General features: G+C 74.0%; 15 protein-coding genes. 12 read left to right on the top strand and 3 right to left on the bottom strand.

The genetic code is table 11. From position 1 onward, the window contains the following. Window positions 1-119 precede the first annotated feature (119 nt). Window positions 120-2,876 carry a sensor histidine kinase gene (locus tag DMB66_RS55500; RefSeq protein WP_125812078.1) on the top strand — a complete coding sequence of 919 codons (2,757 nt, stop codon included), beginning with the start codon at window positions 120-122 and terminating at the stop codon, window positions 2,874-2,876. Further along, window positions 2,876-3,523: a response regulator transcription factor gene (locus tag DMB66_RS55495; RefSeq protein ID WP_233625540.1), complete on the top strand. Its 648-nt coding sequence runs from the start codon at window positions 2,876-2,878 to the stop codon at window positions 3,521-3,523. The genes DMB66_RS55500 and DMB66_RS55495 overlap by 1 nt, the downstream gene beginning before the upstream one ends. A 28-nt stretch (window positions 3,524-3,551) precedes the next feature. On the opposite strand, the gene DMB66_RS55490 is transcribed toward DMB66_RS55495, so the two are convergent. Continuing rightward, window positions 3,552-4,568: a serine/threonine protein phosphatase gene (locus DMB66_RS55490; RefSeq protein WP_125812077.1), complete on the bottom strand. Its 1,017-nt coding sequence runs from the start codon at window positions 4,566-4,568 to the stop codon at window positions 3,552-3,554. A 119-nt stretch (window positions 4,569-4,687) separates the two neighbouring features. Here DMB66_RS55490 and DMB66_RS55485 point away from each other — a divergent pair, with 119 nt between their 5' ends. From DMB66_RS55485 to DMB66_RS55475, 3 genes are all read left to right on the top strand, one after another. Continuing rightward, complete coding sequence (locus DMB66_RS55485) at window positions 4,688-5,344, top strand: hypothetical protein (RefSeq protein WP_125812076.1); 657 nt, start codon at window positions 4,688-4,690, stop codon at window positions 5,342-5,344. A 35-nt stretch (window positions 5,345-5,379) separates the two neighbouring features. Next, window positions 5,380-7,779 carry an MMPL family transporter gene (locus DMB66_RS55480; protein ID WP_125812075.1) on the top strand — a complete coding sequence of 800 codons (2,400 nt, stop codon included), beginning with the start codon at window positions 5,380-5,382 and terminating at the stop codon, window positions 7,777-7,779. A 70-nt stretch (window positions 7,780-7,849) separates the two neighbouring features. After that, on the top strand, window positions 7,850-8,884 hold the full coding sequence (locus DMB66_RS55475) for a lysylphosphatidylglycerol synthase transmembrane domain-containing protein (RefSeq protein ID WP_233625538.1): 1,035 nt from the start codon (window positions 7,850-7,852) through the stop codon (window positions 8,882-8,884). Here DMB66_RS55475 and pgm read toward each other — a convergent pair. Further along, complete coding sequence (pgm, locus tag DMB66_RS55470) at window positions 8,881-10,524, bottom strand: phosphoglucomutase (alpha-D-glucose-1,6-bisphosphate-dependent) (protein ID WP_125812074.1); 1,644 nt, start codon at window positions 10,522-10,524, stop codon at window positions 8,881-8,883. The genes DMB66_RS55475 and pgm overlap by 4 nt on opposite strands. A 182-nt stretch (window positions 10,525-10,706) precedes the next feature. Here pgm and DMB66_RS55465 point away from each other — a divergent pair, with 182 nt between their 5' ends. Together DMB66_RS55465 and yaaA are read left to right on the top strand one after the other, a co-directional pair. Continuing rightward, the gene (locus DMB66_RS55465) at window positions 10,707-12,344 is read left to right on the top strand and encodes a copper resistance protein CopC (protein WP_233625537.1); all 1,638 of its coding nucleotides are present in this window, start codon (window positions 10,707-10,709) and stop codon (window positions 12,342-12,344) included. A gap of 65 nt (window positions 12,345-12,409) precedes the next feature. Next, window positions 12,410-13,216 carry a peroxide stress protein YaaA gene (yaaA, locus tag DMB66_RS55460; RefSeq protein WP_125812073.1) on the top strand — a complete coding sequence of 269 codons (807 nt, stop codon included), beginning with the start codon at window positions 12,410-12,412 and terminating at the stop codon, window positions 13,214-13,216. Window position 13,217: 1 nt separating this feature from the next. On the opposite strand, the gene DMB66_RS55455 is transcribed toward yaaA, so the two are convergent. Continuing rightward, window positions 13,218-13,844, bottom strand: a complete 627-nt coding sequence (locus tag DMB66_RS55455) for an FKBP-type peptidyl-prolyl cis-trans isomerase (RefSeq protein ID WP_233625536.1) — start codon at window positions 13,842-13,844, stop codon at window positions 13,218-13,220. A gap of 446 nt (window positions 13,845-14,290) precedes the next feature. Here DMB66_RS55455 and DMB66_RS55450 point away from each other — a divergent pair, with 446 nt between their 5' ends. The 5 genes from DMB66_RS55450 to DMB66_RS55430 all read left to right on the top strand — a co-directional run bounded on the left by DMB66_RS55450 (window position 14,291) and on the right by DMB66_RS55430 (window position 20,704). Then, the gene (locus DMB66_RS55450) at window positions 14,291-15,163 is read left to right on the top strand and encodes a hypothetical protein (protein ID WP_125812072.1); all 873 of its coding nucleotides are present in this window, start codon (window positions 14,291-14,293) and stop codon (window positions 15,161-15,163) included. A 72-nt stretch (window positions 15,164-15,235) separates the two neighbouring features. Beyond that, a complete protein-coding gene (locus DMB66_RS55445; RefSeq protein ID WP_233625539.1) occupies window positions 15,236-17,494 on the top strand; it encodes an MMPL family transporter in 2,259 nt (752 codons plus the stop codon). Window positions 17,495-17,654: 160 nt separating this feature from the next. Then, window positions 17,655-18,173, top strand: coding sequence for a hypothetical protein (locus DMB66_RS55440; RefSeq protein WP_125812071.1), 519 nt, complete (start codon window positions 17,655-17,657; stop codon window positions 18,171-18,173). 147 nt (window positions 18,174-18,320) lie between these two features. Continuing rightward, on the top strand, window positions 18,321-19,805 hold the full coding sequence (locus DMB66_RS55435) for an SDR family oxidoreductase (RefSeq protein ID WP_125812070.1): 1,485 nt from the start codon (window positions 18,321-18,323) through the stop codon (window positions 19,803-19,805). After that, a complete protein-coding gene (locus DMB66_RS55430; RefSeq protein ID WP_233625535.1) occupies window positions 19,802-20,704 on the top strand; it encodes an SDR family oxidoreductase in 903 nt (300 codons plus the stop codon). Before DMB66_RS55435 ends, DMB66_RS55430 begins: the two co-directional genes overlap by 4 nt. The last annotated feature ends 20 nt before the right edge of the window (window positions 20,705-20,724 follow it).

Raw genomic sequence — 20,724 nt, 5'->3', positions numbered from 1 at the left:
TGGAAGGCTGAAGCTGAGTATTCCGCTTGCGGACCCCCGCCTCCTCCGTTGGATATAGATCCGGGTGGCACCTCGGGCCGATGCGGGGCGCGGCCGCGGCCCTCTAAGGTCGGTGCGTCATGGAACGCATCCCGGGTTGGCTGTTGCCGTTCGTCCTCGCCGTCACGCAACTGGCGGTCTGGCCGGGCATCCCCCTGATCTCCGGCGACCGGCTGCCGGCGCCGGCCGTCGCGACCGGGGTGGGCGCCACGATCGTCGTCGCGGTGGCGCTGCTGTGGCGGCGCGCGGCGCCGCCGGCGACCATCGGGATCGTGGCCGCGGCCCTGACCGTGGGCACGTTCGGCGTGCCCACCGACGCGCTCCTGGTCATCTCGCTCGCCGACCTGGTGGCGCTGTACAGCGTGGCTGTGCTGCGCTCGCAACGGCTCAGCCTGGGCATCGGGGCGGCGGCGGTGCTGTGGCAGTGCGCGCTGCTCGCCGCCACCGCGGGCGTGGCCGCGGACTACGCGGCCGAGGTCGCCACCATCCTGATCGTGTATTCCGCCGTGGTGGCCTTCGGCCGGGCCCGGCACCGCTGGCACGCCGAGCGCACCACCGCGGCCGGCCGGCTGGCCGAGGCCGAGGACCGGCGGGCCCGGGCCGCCGACACCGAACGCCACCGCCTGGCCCGCGAGCTGCACGACGTGACCGCACACCACCTGACGTCGATCGTGGTCATCGCCTCGGCCGCCCAGCGCCTCGGCGGGAGCCGGCCCGACCTGGTCGCCGAGGCCCGCGAGTTCGCCGCCCGGACCGGCCGCGACACATTGGCAGCGCTGCACCGGCTGGTCGCGCTGCTGCGGCTGCCGGACGAGCGGCCCGGCCCGGCCGCCGACCGGCTGGCGGAGCTCGCCGGCGGCTTCCGGCTGCTCGGCCAGCAGGTGAGCGTGCGCACCACGCCGGAAGTCCTGCCGGCCGCGACCACCGAGGCCGTCTGCGGCATCGCCCGCGAGGCGCTGACCAACACCCTGCGATACGCCCCGGCCAGCCGGGTGCGGATCCAGCTGACCAGCGCCGCCGAGGGCCTGGAGCTCACCGTCGACGACGACGGTGCCCGGGCGGACGGCGTCACGGACATGGGCTCCGGGCGGGGCGTCTCCGGCATGCGGGAACGAGCCACGGCCCTCGGCGGCACGCTGTCCGCGGGTCCCCGGCCGGGCGGCGGCTGGCGGGTCCACGCGGTCCTGCCGCAGACGACCGCGCCGGTCCCGGTCCCGCGCCGCCTCCGGTGGCCCGGTTCGGAGCACGTCATCGACGTCGTGCTGTTCCTGATGGTGCTGCTGGTGCCGGCGGCCGCCCTGCTGACCACGGGCGACGACCCGGACATGGCGGCGGCGCCGGTCCCGCTGCTCGTCCTCGTCTCCGCGGCGCACGCGGTCCCGGTGCTCTGGCGCCGGAGCCATCCGTGGGCGGTGCTCGGCGCGGTCGCGGTGACCTCCTGGTCGGTGCCGGTGCTGATCGCGGCGGGGTTGTTCCGGCCGGACCTGGGCTGGGTGATGCTCGCCGGCCTGGGCGCGGAGGCCGCCGCCGTCTACGCGGTCGCCCGCTACGGCCGCCGCAACAACCTGACCGCGCTCGCGATCCCGGTCGCGCTCTCCTCGGCGATGCTGGCGACCGGCGTCACCCTGGCCCTGGACCCGCCGCCGGAGGACGACATCCCGTTCGCCGCCTGGACGATCATCATGGCGGTGCTGGTCGGCTGCCCGCTGGGAGTGCCGCTCGTGGGCTCCTGGCTGACCGGTTTCGCGGTCCGCCGGCGCCGCACCAGGATCGAGGCCCGCGAGCACGACGCGGTGGCCGCCGCGACCGCACACGCGATCATGGAAGCGGGCCTGGAACGTGCCCGGGTGGCCGCCGGTCTGCGCGCGGCGGTGCTGCGCGACACGGCCCAGGTGGCGACCGCCGCCGACGCGGGCGACCTCGACCAGGTGCTGCTCTCGGCCCGGGCGGCGCTGGACGCGATGCGCGGCCTGCTCAACGGCCTGCGCGACGAGCCGGACCCGGCCCGCGGCACCGGCGAACGCGACCCGCAGCCGACCACGGCGGCCCTGCCGGGCCTCGCGGAACGCTGGCGCGGGAGCGGGCGGCAGATCGGGCTGGAGCTGACCGGCGCCGGGCGGGCGCTGCCCGCGGACGTGGACCTGTCGGCGTTCCGGGTGGTGGAGTTGCTGCTGGCCGGGGACACGGGGCCGGTCACCGTCCGGGTGGATCTGACCGGCGACCCGCTGCGGATCAGCATGCGGCCGATGCCGGCGGACGAGGGCGGAGAGATCGCGGCCGGCCTACGCGCGCGGCTGGCCGCGGTCGGCGGCAGCATCGTCACCGCCGCGGACGGCGGCCCCGAGATCCTGCTCCCGGCACCGCACACCACCAATCCGGACGAGAACCGCCCGGTAAGGGCGACCAAGCCGGCCGAACTCGACAGCCGGGCCGATCGAGCCGGCCCGGCCGATGGGAACCTCCCGGCCGATGGGAACCTCCCGGCCGGTCAGGACCGCACCGCCGATCAGGACCGCACCGCCGATCAGGACGAGGCGGTCGGCACGGACGGCTCGGCCAGCAGGGACAGCTCGGCCAGCAGAGACAGCACGGCCAGCAGAGACAGCACGGCCAGCAGAGACAGCACGGCCAGCAGAGACAGCACGGCCAGCAGAGACAGCACGGCCAGCAGAGACAGCACGGCCAGCAGAGACAGCTCGGCCAGCAGAGACAGCACGGCGGGTGGGGACGGGTCGGCGGGTGGGGACGGATCTCGGGCTGGGATCATGCCTGCCGGAGAGCGGCCGGAAACGCCGGCCGGGGACGACAAGGAGGTGGCGTCATCGCCGTCCGGGTGATGGTCGTCGACGACCAGCTCATGGTGCGCGCCGGGATCGCCGCGATCGTCGACGCCGAGGAAGGGCTCGATGTTGTCGGGGAGGCCGCCGACGGGCAGTCCGCGCTCGATCTCGCCGCGCGGGTGCGGCCCGATGTGGTGCTCATGGACATCCGGATGCCCGGCATGGACGGTCTGACCGCCACCGCGCTGCTGACCGCCGCGGCGCCGGAGACCAGGGTGCTCGTCCTGACGACGTTCCATCAGGACCGCTATGTCTACGAGGCGCTGCGGGCCGGTGCCGCCGGGTTCGTGCTCAAGGACGTGCTGCCCGCCGACCTGATCGCCGCCATCCGGGTCGTCGCCGACGGCGAGGCCATGCTCAGTCCCGCCGTCACCCGGCGGCTGATCGACGCCTTCGCCAGCGGCGGGCTGGCCGGTCCGGCCGAGCCCGGCCGGCGGCTGGACGGGCTCACCCCGCGCGAGCGTGAGGTGCTGGTCAGCGTCGCCACCGGCCTGTCCAACGCGGAGATCGGCGCGGCCCTGGGCATCACCACCGGCACGGTGAAGGTGCACGTCAACGCCCTGCTGGCCAAGCTGGGCGTCCGCGACCGGGTGCAGGCGACGATCGCCGCCTACGACCTCGGCCTGGTCCGCCCCAACTCCTGATCCACTCCCTTCCCGCCGGCCGCCGGCTTCACAGACCCGGAAAGAGCGTGGTCACCTCGCCGCCGAACAACCTCCAGTAGAAGTCGTTCATGGTCGCGGCGGCCGGCGCCTGCCGGGCGAGAATCCGGGCGATGGTCGGGGGCACCTCCTCGGGGACGCGGCCGGTCGCGCACCGTCTCACGTACTCATTGCGCGCGACCGGACCGCCGCGCGCCGGCACCGGCACGCCGCACACGGCGGTGACCAGCCAATTCGTCAGGGTCATCGCGGCGTATCCGGCATCGTGGGCGGCGTTGCGCTCGACGAAGCTCCGCTCGGCGTCCGACAGGTCGAAGCGCGGGGACGTGGCGAGCCCGAAGTCGGCGAGGTAGATCCGCTCGCCGTCGGTGAGCATGTTGCCGAGGTGCCCGTCCAGGTGCAGCAGTTCGCGGTCGCTCAGGAATGCCACGATCTCGGACAGCTGTCGCTCGGTTGCCTCGGCCCTGCCCACCGGATCCTGGCGGAGCCAATCGAGCAGCGGGTAGGGGATGTGCTCGAGGAACAGCACAAGGCTCCACGACGCGGCGGCGAGCGCCTCGAGGCGGAGGCGCACCGCGGGCGATCCGCCCAGCGCGGCGACGACGGCGTCGGGGTCCTCGTGCTCGGCGGCGACCGGCGGACGGCCCGGCAGCACCCGCCAGTGATAGAGCAGCGGAAAGGACGCCGTCTCGCCCGCCAGCACCCCCTCGGTGACGATCCGGTTGGCGGCCAGTTCGCGCCAGGCGCCGAAGCCTGGGCCGCCGACGCCGTAGTGGCAGTGGATCGGGAGTTCGAACAGGTTCGCGGTGCAGTGCGGGCGGTCCACTTCTCGATCGGTCAACGGAATGCGCTTGGCGAACACCGGCATGCCGTCGACGGCGAGCGTCGCCGAGCCGCCACCCACACCGACGGTGCCGGCCGGGGCATCCCGGAGGAGCGCCGCCAGCTGGGAGTCGGTGCGCGACGCGAGAAACCCCGCCGCGGTGTCAAAGCGAGCTTGCCGGCCGACCGCTACGCGGGGGGTCACCCGGCCAGCCTAGCGATCTCGGCGCCACCGCCACGCGGACGGTACTGCGACTGCGGTAGGTCGGTGCCTGCGTACGGGCGATGCGCTGGATCCGGCCGGCGGGAGATCGTTTCCGCGTTATGAGAATCTATGCGGAACGCTCAGTTGTCATCGTGCGCCAGGTCGCCGCCGATCTGGTGGTGCTGCTTTGGACGTACGTCTGGATCCGGGCCGCCTTCTGGCTGCATGACCTGGTGGGCAGGCTCGCCGCTCCCGGCCTGCAACTGGAGAAGTTCGGCGGCTCCCTGGCCGACAGTCTGCGCGATGCCGGCAGCCGGATCGATGGACTGCCGCTGGTGGGCGGCGGGGTCGCGGAACCGCTGGCCAGGGCCGCGGACGCCGCGCGTGCGGCCGCCGGCGCCGGGAGCCGGGAACAGGACTTCGTCCATGATCTCGCCGTGCTGCTCCCGGTGCTGCTGCTGATCGTGCCGATCGGGCTCGTTCTTCTGGGCTGGCTGCCCGCGCGGATCCGTGGCGTTCGCAGGCGCGCCACAGCGCGTTCCCTGCGGGAGAGTGCCGCCGGGCGTGACCTGCTGGCGCTGCGGGCGCTGGCCACCCGGCCGCTCCGGGAGCTCTCCGAGCTGAGCCCGGATATCGCGGGTGCGTGGCGCCGGGGTGACGCGGCGGCCGTGGAGGGACTCGTGGCGTTGGAGTTGCGCGGCGCGGGGCTGAAGAGCCGGGAACACCGGATTGTCCCGCCTGTAGCCGAAGCTGCGGCCGTTCACAACCGATGGTGAGTGCGGTCCCGTACGCCCTTGGACAGGAGATTCCGATGGCCACGTTTCTGTATCGGCTGGGCCGGTTCGCGTTCCGCCGACGGTGGCTGGTCACCGCCCTGTGGATGGCGGTCCTCGCTGCCGCGCTGACCGGCGCCGCCACCCTGTCCAAGCCGACCTCGGACGCGTTCAGCATTCCGGGTACGCCTTCGCAGGAGGCCATCGACCTGCTCACCGAGCGGTTCCCGCAGGCCTCCGCCGGCGGAGCCTCGGCGCGGATGGTGTTCGCCGCGCCGGCCGGGCGCAAGCTCACCGAGCCGGAGTTCCGGGCGGTTGTCTCCAGCGCCGTCGCCCAGTTGCGGCAGGCGCCGCAGGTGACCTCGGTGAGCGACCCGTTCACCGGCGGTGCGGTGAACGAGGCCGGCGCGGTCGGGTTCGTCCAGGCGAGCTACGGCGTGCCGGCACCGGAGGTGACCGCCGCGTCCCGCGACGCGTTGACCGGCGTGGTCGACCGGGCGCGCGCGGGCGGCCTGACCGTGGAGGTCGGCGGCGATGTGCTGCAGGTGCAGTCCGAGAACAGCCTGACCGAGGTCATCGGCGTGGCTGTCGCGGCCGTGGTGCTGGTGATCACCTTCGGCTCCCTGGTGGCGGCCGGGCTGCCGCTGCTCACCGCGTTGCTCGGCATCGTGATCAGCGTCTGCGCGATCACCGCCGCGACCGGTTTCCTCACGCTCTCCTCGACCACGCCGACCCTCGCCCTGATGCTCGGCCTGGCGGTCGCGATCGACTACGCGCTGTTCATCGTCTCCCGGTACCGCAACGAGCTGGCCGCCGGCCGCGACCCGGAGGAGGCCGCCGGCCGGGCGGTCGGCACCGCCGGCTCGGCGGTCGTCTTCGCCGGTCTCACCGTAGTGATCGCGCTGGCCGCGCTGCTCGTCGTCGGCGTTCCGTTCCTGACCCAGATGGGCCTGGCCGCCGCCGGCACGGTCACCGTCGCCGTGATCATCGCGCTGACCCTGCTGCCGGCGATGCTGGGCTTCGCCGGCCGGCGGATCACCGGGGGGCGTCAGCGGGGGTCGCAGGCCCGGCCCGCGTTCGGTGTCCGGTGGGCCCGCCTGATCGCCCGCCGTCCGGTCGCCGCGCTGCTGATCGGCGTCGTCGGGCTCGGCGTGGTCGCGATCCCCGCGCTCGATCTGCACCTCGGCATGCCCGACGACGGCACCGCCGCACCCGCCAGCACCCAGCGCAAGGCCTACGACCTGCTCGCCGGCGGGTTCGGGGCCGGCTTCAACGCGCCGCTGACCGTCGTGGTCGACGCCGGCGCCGGATCGGCCGAGGCGGCCGCGGCCCGGGCGGCGGGGCTCATCCGGGGCCTCGACGACGTCGCCGCGGTCACCCCGCCGGTGGTCAACGCCGCCGGGGACACCGCGTTGCTGACCGTCATCCCGCGCAGCGGTCCCGGCGACGACGCCACCAAGGACCTGGTGCACGCGATCCGCCGGCACAGCGGCGACGTGCCCGGCGCCACCGTCGGCGTCACCGGCCTGACCGCCATCAACATCGACATCTCCGCCAAGCTCGGCGACGCGCTGCTGCCCTACCTCGCGATCGTGGTCGGCCTGGCGTTCGCCCTGCTCACGCTGGTGTTCCGGTCGCTGCTGGTGCCCCTGAAGGCCACCGTCGGCTTCCTGCTCAGCGTCGCGGCCACCTTCGGCGCCGTCGTGGCGGTCTTCCAGTGGGGCTGGGCCGCCGACCTGATCGGCCTGGAGCAGACCGGACCGGTCATCAGCTTCCTGCCGATCTTCCTCGTCGGCATCGTGTTCGGCCTCGCCATGGACTACCAGGTCTTCCTGGTCACCCGGATGCGGGAGGACTTCGTGCAGGGCGCCGACGCCCGCCAGGCGGTCATCACCGGCTTCGGCCACGGCGCCCGGGTGGTCACCGCCGCCGCGATCATCATGATCAGCGTCTTCGCCGGCTTCGTCCTCGCGCCCGATCCGATCGTCAAGTCGATCGGCTTCGCGCTCGGCATCGCGGTGCTCTTCGACGCCATCGTCGTCCGGATGACCATCGTGCCCGCGGTCATGACCCTGTTCGGCCGCGCCGCCTGGTGGCTGCCGGCCTGGCTCGACCGGATCCTGCCCGACGTCGACGTCGAGGGCGAGAAACTGCGCCACCTCCTCGACACGCCCCCCGCCAGCGAAGGCACGACACCCGCCGGCAAAGACACAGCACCCGCCAGCGAAGGCACGACACCCGCCGGCAAAGACACAGCACCCGCCAGTAAAGACAAGGCCACGGTATACGCCGGCGACGGCACCGCACACGCCAGTAAGAACGCGGCACCCGCCGGGCAAGCCACCGCGTTCACCAGCGGAACCGAGACCGGCGAGAGCCAGGCGCTCGCCGACGAGGGCGGCGAACCCGGCCACGTCGCGGAACGCGTACCGGTCTAGCGGTTCTGTGCTCTTCCGGGCCGCCGCCGTGCCCCGCGGCGGCGGCCCACCCCCGCGAAAGGAGGACCAGATGGTGAGCACCGACCATGCCGCCGTGCTGGCGCCGGTCTCCCGGCGCGGCTGGTTTCGCCGGCACTGGCGGATGGCCGTGGTAGCGGCCGTGCTGGCCGTGCTCGGTGCCGAACTCGTGGTGGGGTGGCCGGCGCTGGCGGCGGCGTTCTCGCAGTTCCGCACGCCGCACCCGGGGTGGCTGTTCGCCGCGGTGCTGGTGGAGACGGCGTCCATGCGGGCCTACGCGCGGATGCAGCGGCGGCTGTTGCGGTCGGCCGGCACCCACGCCTCGCTGATGCAGCACGTCTCGCTGGCCTACGCCGCCCATTCGCTGAGCGCCACCCTGCCCGGCGGCCCGGCGTTCTCGACGAGCTTCAACTATCAGCAGATGCGTCGCTTCGGTGCCTCGCCCGGCGCCGCCACCTGGTGCATCGCGTTGAGCGGCGGCATGTCCGCGGCGGCGCTGGCGCTGCTCGGCGTCGCCGGCGGGATCGCCGCGAACGGCTGGCCGAGCTGGCCGGTGTTCGCCCTCGAGGTCGGGCTGGTGCTCGCCGCCGGCTTCGCCGTCCGGCGCCTGATCCGCCACCCGACCGCCCTGGAGCGCGCGGCCGGTGCCGCCGACCGGGCCGTCGGGCGGCTGCGCCCGGGATCGGCGCCGGTCGCCGGATTCCTGGCCCAGCTGCGGGCGGTGCGGCTGCGCCCGGTCCACGTGGCGGGCGCCGGCGGCTACGCGGTCGCCAACTGGCTGCTGGACGCGCTCTGCCTGTGGATGTGCTGCATGGCCGTGGGCGCTACCGCCGTCACCGCGACCCAGTTGCTGATCACCTACTGTGCGGGCATGGCGGCCGGCAGCCTCCTGCCGGTCGTCCCCGGCGGCCTGGGTGTCATCGACAGCGCGCTGGTGCTCGGGCTCGTCACCAGCGGGCTGCCGTCCAGCGCCGCCATCGCCGCCGTCCTGCTCTACCGCATCGTCAGCCTCGGTTTCATCGTCGGCACCGGCTGGGCCGTCTGGCTCGTCCTCCGCTACCGCGGTCGGACGCCGGCGGCGGGTTAGCCCTTCAGGGCCGCCGCGACGACCGCGCGGGCCTCCTCCTGGATGGTGGCCAGGTGGTCCGGTCCCTTGAACGACTCCGCGTAGATCTTGTAGACGTCCTCGGTGCCGGACGGGCGGGCCGCGAACCAGCCCGACTCCGTCGTCACCTTCAGCCCGCCGATCGGCGCGTTGTTGCCCGGCGCCGCCGTCAGCACCGCCGTGATCGGCTCGCCGTCCAGTTCCTTCGCGGTGACCTGCGACGGCGACAGCTTCGCCAGGATCGCCTTCTCGTCGCGGGTCGCCGGGGCGTCGACGCGGGCGTACGCCGGGTCGCCGAACTTCGCGGTCAGGTCGCGGTAGTGCTCGCTCGGGGTGCGGCCGGTCGTCGCCACGATCTCGGAGGCGAGCAGGTCGAGCAGGATGCCGTCCTTGTCGGTGGTCCACGGGCTGCCGTCGCGGCGCAGGAACGACGCGCCCGCGCTCTCCTCGCCGCCGAAGCCGACCGAGCCGTCCAGCAGACCCGGCACGAACCACTTGAAGCCGACCGGCACCTCGTCGAGCTTGCGGCCCAGGTCGGCGGCGACCCGGTCGATCATCGACGACGAGACCAGCGTCTTGCCGATCGCCGCCGCGGCCGGCCAGTCGGTGCGGACCCGGAACAGGTACGAGATCGCCACCGCCAGGTAGTGGTTCGGGTTCATCAGGCCGCCGTCGGGGGTGACGATGCCGTGCCGGTCGGCGTCGGCGTCGTTGCCGGTGGCGAGCTGGAACCGGTCCTTCTGCGCGATCAGCGAGGCCATCGCGTACGGCGACGAGCAGTCCATCCGGATCTTGCCGTCCCAGTCCAGCGTCATGAAGCCGAAGGTCGGGTCGACGTCCGGGTTCACCACGGTCAGGTCCAGCCCGTACCGGGAGCCGATCTCGCCCCAGTAGGCGACGCTGGCGCCGCCCAGCGGGTCCGCGCCGATCCGGATGCCGGCCGCGCGGATCGCCGCCATGTCGATGACCGAGCCCAGGTCGTCGACGTAGCCGGCCAGGTAGTCGTAGCCGGAGACCAGCTCCGAGGCGCGGGCCCGGGTGGCCGGCACCCGGCGCACCTCCTGGAGGCCGCCCGCGATCAGCACGTTCGCCCGGTCCTGGATCCACTTGGTGGCGTCGGTGTCGGCCGGGCCGCCGTGCGGCGGGTTGTATTTGAAACCGCCGTCGTCCGGCGGGTTGTGCGACGGGGTGACGACCACGCCGTCGGCCAGGCCGGACGTGCGGCCCTTGTTGTAGGCGAGGATCGCGTGCGAGAGCGCCGGCGTCGGCGTGTAGCCGTCGCGGCTGTCGATCAGCACCGTCACGTCGTTGGCCGCGAAGACCTCCAGCGCGGAGATCATCGCCGGCTCGCTCAGCGCGTGCGTGTCGCGCACCAGGTAGAGCGGGCCGTCGGTGCCCTGGTCCCGGCGGTATTCGACGATGGCCTGGCTGGTGGCGAGGATGTGGTCCTCGTTGAAGGCGGTCCGCAGGCTGGAGCCGCGGTGCCCGGAGGTGCCGAAGGCCACGCGCTGCTCGGCGACGCCGGGATCGGGGTGACCGGTGTAGTAGCTGAGGACCACCCGGGGCACGTCGATGGTGTCGCGGGAATCGGCGGGAGTGCCGGCGCGGGAATGCACGGACATCGAGGAGCCTCCTTGAGGGCATGGACCTGCCCGGGATCGTATCGCCGCGAGATACCCGGCGCGGAGATCGGTAAGCCGCCGCGCGCGGATTGAACCTTTCCGCCCGGTGATCCGAACTACCTACCGTGACAATGGCTGCAGCGGCTGGGGGGCCGCGGATCGTGCGCGTGCTCATCGTGGCCATGATCGTTCTGAGTTCTCTGCTGCTGCTACCGGCGGCGCCGGCCAGCGCGCACGCCGCGATGACGACGGCGACGCCGGAGCCCGGCAGCGTCGTGTCGAGTGCGCCGAGTGAGATCACGGTGACCTTCACCGAGGGCATCACCCCGGTGCCGGACCGCACCCAGGTGCTGTCGCCGGACGGCAAGCGGATCACCGGCGAGGTGACCGCGACCGGGTCGACGCTGCGCATCCAGGTCCGGCGCGCGGACCAGCCGCTGGGCACGTACCTGGTCAGCTACCGGATCATCTCCGGCGACAGCCACCCGGTCGGCGGAGCGATGACCTTCTCGGTCGGCGCGCCCTCGGCGCGGCCGCCGGACATCGACCCGGGCAGCGTGCACCCGTCGGTCACGGCGGCGGTCCCCACGATCAAATTCATCGGGTACGCCGGACTGACGCTGATCCTCGGCCCCGCCCTGCTGCTGGCCCTGCTCTGGCCCCGCCGGCTGGCGCGCCGCGGGCCGATCGTGCTGGTCCGCGCCGGGCTGATCGGCACCGCCGCGTCGACGCTGGGCGCGCTCTGGACCCAGGCGCCGAACAGCAGCGGCGCGCCGTTGTGGGACGTCTCGGTCACCGAGCTCGCCGACGTGCTGGCCAGCCCGTTCGGGGTCACCCTGCTCGCCCGGCTGGCCGTGCTCGCCGCGGTCGCCGCCCTGTTGCCGCCGGTGCTGCACGGCACCGCCAAGCGCTGGCCCAGCGCCCGCAAGCGGTGGCACAGCGCGGCCCTGCTGACCCTGGCCGCCGCCGGGCTGACCACCTGGCCGCTGACCGGGCACGCCGCCGAGTCGCCGCTGACCGCGGCGATCGTGGCCGCCGACGTGGTGCACCTGGCCGCGATGGCGGTCTGGCTGGGCGGCCTGGTCACCCTCGCGGTGTTCCTGCTGCGCGGCGCGCACCCACGGGTGCTCGGCGTGATCCTGCCGGCCTGGTCGCGGTGGGCCGCGCTGGCCGTCGTCTGGCTGGTCGGCGCCGGCATGGTGCAGGCGGTGGTCCAGGTCGGCACGATCGGCGCGCTGTGGGGCACCGGGTACGGCCGGATCGTGCTGGCCAAGGTCGCGATCCTGGCCGGGGTGCTGGTGGCGGCGGCCTTCGCGCGGCGGCTCGTGCAGCGGGCCCAGGTGCTGACCGGCGGGGTGACCCGGCTGCGCCGTACGGTCGGCACCGAGATCGCCGCGACCGTGCTGGTGCTGGGGCTCAGCGCCGTGCTGGTGCAGGTCACCCCGGGCCGCAGCGCCGCCGGCGAGCAGGCCGCGAGCACGGAGAAGGGCGTCTCGCAGACGCTCACCTCGGAGCTGTTCACGCTGCAGTTCTCCGTCTATCCGGTGGAACTGGGCGAGAGCAACACCGTGCACGGCTTCACCTACACGCCGCAGGGCAAGCCGCTGCCGGCCGCGGAGTGGACCGTCACCGCCCGGCTGCGGGGCCAGGACCTGGAACCGGTGTCCACGCCGATGCTGCCGCTGACCCCGCGCAACGACGCGATCGGCGCGCTGACGTTCCCGCTGCCCGGCACGTACGAGATCAGCTTCACCGTCCGGGTCAGCGAGATCGACCAGGCGACGGTCCGCACGACGATCACCGTGCCATCGGCTTCCTGACCGGGCCGGGCGGACCGGCCGGGGCGGCTGTCCCGGCGTGGCCGGCGCGCGGGTAACCTCGCGGCGTGCTCATCCTGCTGCCGCCGTCCGAGGGCAAGACCGCACCGGTCACCGGCGCACCGGCCGATCCCGCGGACCTCTGGCTCCCCCGGCTCGCCCCGGCCCGGCGCCGGGTGCTGGCCAAGCTCGTCGCGCTGACCAGCCGCACCAGCGCCCGCGGGGTCGCCGGCGCGCTGGCGGTGCTCGGGCTCAGCGCCGGCCAGCACGGCGAGGTCGCCCGCAACGCCGGGTTGCGCACGGCACCGGCCGCGCCCGCCGCGCAGGTCTACACCGGGGTGCTCTACGAGGCGCTCGACCCGGCCGGGCTGGCACCGGGCGCCCGGGCGTGGCTGGACGAGCGGGCGGTGGTCTTCTCCGGGCTGTGGGGAGTGCTGCGGCTGACCGACCGCATCCCCGCGTACCGGTGCTCGGTCGGGGTCACGCTGCCGGTGCTCGGCGGGCTGACGCCGTACTGGAAGAAGGCGCTCGGCCCCGCGCTGGACCGCGCGGCCGCCGACGGCCCGGTGCTGGATCTGCGGTCCGGCGCCTACGCGGCGATGTGGGCGCCGGCGGGCGCCGCCGCCGGGCGCACCGCCACGATGCGGGTGCTGCACGAGCGGATCGTCGACGGCGTGCCGCGCCGGTCCGTGGTGAGCCACTTCAACAAGGCCACCAAGGGCCGGCTGGTGCGCTCGCTGGCGGAGGCGGACGCGCGGCCGGCCTCGGTGGATGACCTGCTGGCCGCGCTGCGGGACCTGAAATACACCGTCGAGGAGCGGCCCGTCGCCGCGGGCCGCCCCCGTCAGGTGGACGTGATCGTGCCGGAGCTCTGAGCTACTGGGCCGCCAGCACGTCGACCACGAAGCGCAGGTCGCCGCTGGGGCGGCCCTGGGGTGCCGGGTCGCCGTAGGCCATCGCGGCGGGGATGTCGAGCTGGACCCGGCTGCCGACCGCGACGCCGACCAGGCCCTTGTCCCAGCCCTCGATGAGCTGGCCGGCGCCGACCGGGAACTGGGCGGGCTGGCCGGTCTTCCAGGACGAGTCGAACTCCTTGCCGTCGAGGTATGTCACGCCGACGTAGTTGGCCTGGATGGTCTGCCCGGCCTGCAGCTTCGGGCCCTTGCCAGCCACGATCTCGGTGACCTTGAGCTTGGCGACCTTGCCCTTGCCGGCCTTGACCACCGGCGCCGTCTGCAGCGCCGGGTCCAGCGGGGTCTGGGCGGCCGGTGGCTGGGCCGGCTGGCTGGGCGCGGGCTCGGCGGGCGCGGCGGGCGCCGTCGCGCCCGGGTCGGCGGAGGCCGCGGCGTAGGCCGAGGCGGCGGGCTGCTGCTCGTCGTCGGAGACCTGGATGCCGACGTACACCGCGACCAGGACCGCGATCACGGCCACGCCCGCGAAGGCGCCGGTCAGGGCCTGGCCCCGGCGATTCGTACCGGTCTTGTCCTGGACGGTCATGCTCATCGGATTCGGACTCTCCTGTCGGATGGGACATGCTGCGAGACTCCGGACACCGTACTCGCCGCCGGTCGCCGGGCCCCGGCGAACCTCCACCGAACCGCCGGACCCGATGATCAAACCGCCGATGGGGGTGATCAACCGGATGGTTCGGTTACTCATTTCGCTCTTTTCCGTCACTCACAGAGGTGAGACCGTGTACTTCCCCAACATCACCAGCACCGACTCATGCAGCACAGCACTCGGGACAAACCGCCCGGCCGCCACCGGTGGTCGGCGCGCGCCCGCGAACGACCGGGGAGGGTCGGTTGCCGGACGACGGCCGTACGACAGGTCGCCAGCCTGAGTCAGAGGGACGCCCGTCCGATCTGGGGCCCCGCAGGCCCTATCCGGCCGGGTCGCCCCCGCGCTCCAGCTATGGCTATCGCACCACCGGCCGCCAACGGGCGGCCGTGCCACCGCAACTGCTCGACGCCCGGCAGCGCCGGCTGGGCGAGTTCCTCATGCCCGCCGCGGTCATCCTCGCGGGCGTGCTGATCGTGGTGGCCTTCGGCCTCATCATCAGCCGCGCGATGGTCGACGACGACCAGCGGGCGATCCCGCCGGTGCAGCCGCCGGCGCTCGGTGACGTGCCGCTCAACCCGGGTGAACAGATCCCGATCCCGCTGCCCAGCGCCTCCGACGCGGGGACGTCGCCGGCCGCCACCCCGTCCACCACCCCGCCGAGGTCCCGCACGGCACGGCCGTCGCCGTCGAAGTCCAAGGCCCCGCCGGACCAGGGCTCGGTCAAGGTGTCCCGCAACGACGTGCCGGCCCGGGTGGATCTGTCCGGCGAGGGCAGCCGCGACTGGGTGCACTGGGGTGAGCAGAGCACCTTCTCGCTGGAGCGCCGCGGCGACGGTGACTTCCAGATCCTCGAGGGCGCGCCGACCGCGCCCCGGTTCCGGCACGCCCTGAGCCGGCAGGTGTTCAGCTGGAGCGGCGGCTCACCGGTGAGCAACAGCGACGGCACCCCGACCGGGATCCGCACCTGCGGCAAGGGCAACGGCTTCACCGTCTCGGCCCCGGCCGGCACGGCGACCCGCACCCTGCGGCTCTACGTGGGCGCGCTGGCCGGCCGCGGCAAGCTGACCGCGCGGCTGTCCACCGGCACGGCCGCGGCCAGCGCCACGTTCGAGGAACGCACCAACAACCTGGACACGGCGGTCTTCGTGATCACCTACCGGGCGCCGAAGAACGGCAAGATCAACCTAAGCTGGATCACCGAGGAGGCGTTCAGCCAGAATTGCGGCGGCGTCGCGCTCGAGGCGGCGACACTGCGGTGAGGGTGAGCCGGTCCACCCGCGGGTGGGGGGCCGGGCGCTCCGTCGGGAACGCGGGTTGTGGAGGGGATCTTGGTGTTCGCCGCCTGGGGATCATGGGTGGCCCGGTTCCGGTGGCCGGTGCTGGTGTGCACGCTCGTGGCGGTCGCCGCGGCCGGGGTGTGGGGGCTGGGCGTCTTCGGCCAGCTGACCGAGGGCGGCTACAACGACCCGGGCAGCGAGTCGACCCGGGCCGCCGAGGTCGTCCACGACGAGCTGGGCGCCCAGGGCGGCGACGTCATCGTGATCTACACGCCGGTGACCGGCGGCATCGACGACGCCGGGCTCGGCCGGCGGGTGCAGGCCCGGCTGGGCGCCCTGCCGCCGTCGTCGGTCACGGCGGTCGCGTCGTACTGGCCGGACAAGATCGCGCAGTACCGGTCCGCCGACGGCTCGCGCGCCGTCGCCGTGCTGACCCTGGCCGGTGCCGACGAGGGCGAGAAGCTCGAGGCATACCGGGCGATCGACGACAGGCTGTCGGTCGACGGGACGACCGTGCGGGTCGCGGGCGGCGCCGTGCTCGGTGACGCGTCGGCCACCCTGTCGACCGAGGACCTGGCGTTCGCCGAGGCGGTGTCGCTGCCGATCGTGCTGATCCTGCTGCTGATCATCTTCGGCTCGCTGGTCGCCGCGTCGCTGCCGGTGCTGGTCGGCGGGTGCGCGGTGCTGGGCTCGCTGGGCGTGCTGCACGCGATCGCCTACGGCAGCGACGTCAACTCGTTCGCGGTCAACGTGGCCAGCCTGCTCGGCCTCGGCATGGCGATCGACTACGGGCTGTTCATGGTCGGGCGGTTCCGGGAGGAGCAGGGCTTCGGGCGTACGCCGGCCGAGGCAGTCGCCCGCACCGTCGCGACCGCCGGGCGCACCGTGGTCTTCTCCGCGACGCTGCTGATGATCGCGCTGGCCGGCCTGATGCTGTTCCCGCAGGGCTTCCTCAAGTCGCTCGCCTACGGCGGCCTCGCCGCCGTGGCGCTGGCCGCGATCCTGTCGCTGACGCTGCTGCCCGCCCTGCTCGCGGTCCTCGGCCCGCGCGTCGACAAGCTGCCGGTGCGGCTGCCGCGGCGCCGCGGCGCGCGCCCGGCCGGCACCGGCTGGGCCCGGCTGGCCGGCGTGGTGCTGCGCCGCCCGGTGCTGGTCGCCCTGCCGATCCTGGCCGGCCTGCTGGTGCTGGCCGCGCCGATCACCGGCGTGCGGTTCGGCGAGAACGACGAGCGGATCCTGCCGGCGGGCAACCCGGCGCGGCAGGCGATCGAGACCCTCAAGACCGACTTCCCGGCGCTGAGCAGCGTGGGCATCCAGGTGGTGCTGCGCGGCACGGGCGGTGCCGCGCCGGCGGCAGCGGCCGGCACGGCGTTCGCGGACGAGCTGAAGACGATCCCGGGCGTCGCCGCGGTCACCCCGGCGGGCAGCGGCGGCGCGGTCCTGCTCTACACGGCCACCCTGATCGGCACGGACCCGTTCAGCCCCGCGGCTCGCGACGCGGTCGGCGACATCCGCGCCCGGCCGGCGCCGGCGGGCACGGAGGTGCTGGTCGGCGGCACGACGGCGCGCAACGTCGACAGCCTGCGGGCGACCGCGGACCAGCTGCCGCTGATGATCGCGCTGCTGGTCGGCGCGACGCTGGTGCTGATGTTCCTGGCCTTCGGCTCGATCCTGCTGCCGGTCAAGGCGGTGGTGCTGAGCGCGCTGAGCCTGAGCGCGACCTTCGGCATCCTGGTCTGGATCTTCCAGGACGGCCACGGCGCGGAGCTGCTGCGCGTCACGCCGGCCCCGGCCGAGGCCGGCATCGTGGTGCTGATGGCGGCCGTGGTCTTCGGCCTGTCCACCGACTACGAGGTCTTCCTGCTCTCCCGGATGGTCGAGGCCCGCACCCGGGGCGCCTCGACCGCGGAGGCGGTGACCACCGGCCTGGCCCGCACCGGCCGGGTGATCAGCGCGGCGGCGATCCTGCTGATCGTGGTGACCGGGGCCTTCGCGCTGTCGTCGGTGACGACGATGCGCTTCATCGGCGTGGGCATGATCGTGGCGCTGTTCCTGGACGCGACGGTGGTCCGCATGCTGCTGGTGCCGGCGGTGCTGAAGCTCATGGGCGACGCGGCCTGGTGGGCGCCGGGGCCGCTGCGGCGACTGCAGGAACGCGCCGGGCTCCAGGAATACGAGGACGAGGAACTGTTCCCGACGGGTCTCGGTGGGCCGGCACGCGGCGCCGGAGCCGGCCCGGTCCTTGGCCGAGCCGGCCGGGTCCGCGCCGGAGCCGGCCGGGTCCGTGGTTGGACCGGCCAGGTCAGTGGTTGAACCGGCCGGGTCCGTGGTTGAACCAGCCAGGTCAGTGGTTGAACCAGCCAGGTCAGTGGTTGAACCGGCCAGGTCAGTGGTTGAACCGGCCAGGTCAGTGGTTGAACCGGCCGGGTCCGTGGTTGAACCGGCCAGGTCCGCGCCTGGACCGGCCGGGTCCGTGGCGGAGCAGGGCAGCACCGGGCCGGAGGAGGTCGCGGCGGCCCGGCACGCGTCCTGGTTCGTGCCGCCGCCCGCGGACCCGCCGGTCTCCGGGACCGCGTCGGTCTCCCCCGCCGGTCCTTTCTCCGGGACCGCGTCGGTCTCCCCCGCCGGGCCCTTCTCCGGGTCCGCCCGCCCGGTGTCACCCGGGCGTTTCTCGGCGAGCGCCCCGGTCTCCGGCGGGGCGTCCGCCGGATACCCGGTCGCCGGCCGGGCCTCCGCCGGGTTCCCGATCGCCGGCTCGGCGCCGCTGCCCGCGCTGTCCCGGATCACGCTGGACGAGCCGGCCCCCGGGTCGGCGGCGCCGTGGGCGTGGTCGCCGGGATCAGCTGGTCAGCCCACCACCGTCGACTTGTCCAGCCACCTCACCCCGGCCGGTGAGCAAGGCCGGGACGAGGGTGACGACGGTCGCGGCGAGGAAGCCGAGCGCGAGGAGCCCGGCGCGCACACCACGGCCTTCCTCAACCGCCCCGCCTAGGCGGGAAGCAGTTCCGACGGGTCGCTCGGCCGCCGTCGCGGCCCTGCGGCTATCGTGGCCCGCCGGGTCACACGGAGCAGCCGTGCGCCCGGCGTAGTCAGTACCATGCCCCGGGAGAGTTGGGGTTCTACCGGGACGGGAATGAGCATGACCACGACCATGGACGAGTCCGCCACGCCGGACGGCGGTTACCAGGACGGCGGTTACCAGGACGCCGTGGGCACCACGGGCATCGACGCCGACCGCCTGGCGCTCTGCCTCGACGTCATCGCCGAGGCGGAACAGCTCGACCCGGAGCACCCCGACGCGGTGGCCGTACGGCGGGCGACAGCCGGTCTTTTCAAGACCGTCAAGCTGCGCCGCCGCAAGGACCGCCGCGAGGCGATCCTCGCGAACGACCGGGCCGTGACCGCCGCGACCGCGACGGGCGCGCCCAGCCGCATCGACGACGAGACCGCCGGCATCCCGCTGGCCACCGCGACCACGACGCCGACCGCGGGGGTGCTGCGCCAGCCGCGCGGCTGCTACATCTGCAAGCAGCGCTACGTGCGGGTCGACGCCTTCTATCACCAGCTCTGCCCGGCGTGCGCGGCGAAGAACCACGGCCACCGCGACGCCCGCACCGACCTGACCGGGCGCCGGGCGCTGCTCACCGGCGGCCGCGCCAAGATCGGCATGTACATCGCGCTGCGGCTGCTGCGCGACGGCGCGCACACCACGATCACCACGCGCTTCCCGAACGACGCCGTGCGCCGCTTCGCCGCGATGCCGGACAGCGCGGACTGGCTGCACCGGCTGCGGGTGGTCGGCATCGACCTGCGTGACCCCGCGCAGGTGGTGGCGCTGGCCGACTCGGTCGCGGCCCGGGGACCGCTGGACATCCTGATCAACAACGCGGCCCAGACGGTACGGCGTTCGCCCGGCTCGTACTCGGCGCTGGTGGCCGCGGAGTCGGCGCCGTTGCCGGACGGCCCGCTGCCTGAGCTGGAATATCTCGGCGGCCACGCCTCCCCGGCGCACCCGGCGGCGCTGACCTCGTTCAGTCCCCACGCGGTCACGGCGCTGGCGCTGACCGGCGGCTCGGCCACCCCGGAGCGGATCGCGGCGCTGACGGCGATCGACGCGGGCGGGCTGGTCCCCGACCTGGCGCCGACCAACAGCTGGAGCGACAAGGTGCACGAGGTCGACGCGCTGGAGCTGCTGGAGGTCCAGCTCTGCAACGTGACAGCCCCGTTCGTGCTGGTCAGCCGGCTGCGCGCGGCGATGACCGCGAGCCCGTTCCCGCGCCGCTACGTGGTCAACGTCTCCGCCATGGAGGGCGTGTTCGCCCGCGGCTACAAGGGCGCGGGCCACCCGCACACGAACATGGCGAAGGCGGCGCTGAACATGCTGACCCGCACCAGCGCCGAGGAGATGTTCACCGACGGCATCCTGATGACCAGCGTCGACACCGGCTGGATCACCGACGAACGCCCGCACCCGACGAAGATGCGGCTGGCGGACGAGGGCTTCCACGCCCCGCTGGACCTGGTCGACGGCGCGGCCCGGGTGTACGACCCGATCGTCCGCGGCCAGCAGGGCGAGGACCTCTACGGCATCTTCCTTAAGGACTACGCCCCGATCGCCTGGTGACGGTCGTAGGCGGCCCGCGCCTGCTCGACGCTGCCCAGGTCGCCGGAACCCCACTGCGCCAGGGACGCGAACAACGGGCAACGTGGGCGGCCCGCTGGTGGCCGAGCTGGCCGCGGCGGGCGAACGGGGTGACGGCGGTGTCCCGGCGACCGGCACCGATACCGGCCGGGGTCCGGCACGTACCGGCCGACCTGAGCGACGCCGATTCGCTGCGGCCCGCGCTCGACGGCGCCGAGGCGCTGTTCGTGCTGCTCGCGGGCGGCGGGACGGAGGTCGACCCGGACGCGGTGCTGGGCACGGCGAAGGCGGCGGGCGTGCGCCGGGTCCTGCTGTCCTCGCAGGGGGTACGGACCCGGCCGGGTGCCGCGTCGCACGCACATCTCGGCGCGTTCGAGGCGGCGGTGCGCGGCTCCGGGCTGGAATGGACGATCCTGCGGTCGGGCGGCTTCGCCACCAACGCGTACGCCTGGGCGGCGGCGGCGGCGGCGGCGGCGGCGACGCGCGAGCGGCGGCTGGTGGCCGCGCCGTTCGCGGACGTCGCCCTGCCGGTGATCGACCCGGCGGACCTGGCAGCCTGCGCGGCGGTCACCCTACGCGAAAACCACCACACCCAGGTGTACAAGCTGACGGGCCCCGCCGCGATCTCGCCCCGAAACCAGGCGGCGGCGCTCGGTGCCGCCCTCGGGGAAGAGGTGACGTTCGTGGAGCTGACCCGCACGGAGGCCGCGGCGGCGATGGGCGCCTTCATGCCACCGGAGGTGGTGGCCGGCACCCTGGACATCCTCGGCACTCCCACGCCGGACGAGCAGCTCGTCAGCGCTGATGTGGCGAGGCTGCTGGGCCGGGGTCCCTGCCCGTTCGCGGCTTGGGCGGCCGACCACGTGGCGGCTTTCCGCTGAGCCCGCGGGGGCTCGGCGGC

The sequence above is a fragment of the Actinoplanes sp. ATCC 53533 genome (assembly GCF_003947245.1).
The sequence above is the reverse complement of the archived record's forward strand: the minus strand, read 5'-3'. Positions and strand labels throughout refer to the sequence as shown.

Excerpts from the sequence above, each read along its gene's own strand:
- DMB66_RS55500 (WP_125812078.1), top strand. The coding sequence starts at position 120 with ATGGAACGCATCCCGGGTTGGCTGTTGCCGTTCGTCCTCGCCGTCACG.
- DMB66_RS55480 (WP_125812075.1), top strand. The coding sequence starts at position 5,380 with ATGGCCACGTTTCTGTATCGGCTGGGCCGGTTCGCGTTCCGCCGACGG.
- DMB66_RS55465 (WP_233625537.1), top strand. The coding sequence starts at position 10,707 with ATGATCGTTCTGAGTTCTCTGCTGCTGCTACCGGCGGCGCCGGCCAGC.
- DMB66_RS55455 (WP_233625536.1), bottom strand. The coding sequence starts at position 13,844 with ATGAGCATGACCGTCCAGGACAAGACCGGTACGAATCGCCGGGGCCAG.
- DMB66_RS55435 (WP_125812070.1), top strand. The coding sequence starts at position 18,321 with ATGACCACGACCATGGACGAGTCCGCCACGCCGGACGGCGGTTACCAG.
- DMB66_RS55495 (WP_233625540.1), top strand. The coding sequence starts at position 2,876 with ATGGTCGTCGACGACCAGCTCATGGTGCGCGCCGGGATCGCCGCGATC.
- pgm (WP_125812074.1), bottom strand. The coding sequence starts at position 10,524 with ATGTCCGTGCATTCCCGCGCCGGCACTCCCGCCGATTCCCGCGACACC.
- DMB66_RS55485 (WP_125812076.1), top strand. The coding sequence starts at position 4,688 with ATGAGAATCTATGCGGAACGCTCAGTTGTCATCGTGCGCCAGGTCGCC.
- DMB66_RS55475 (WP_233625538.1), top strand. The coding sequence starts at position 7,850 with ATGGTGAGCACCGACCATGCCGCCGTGCTGGCGCCGGTCTCCCGGCGC.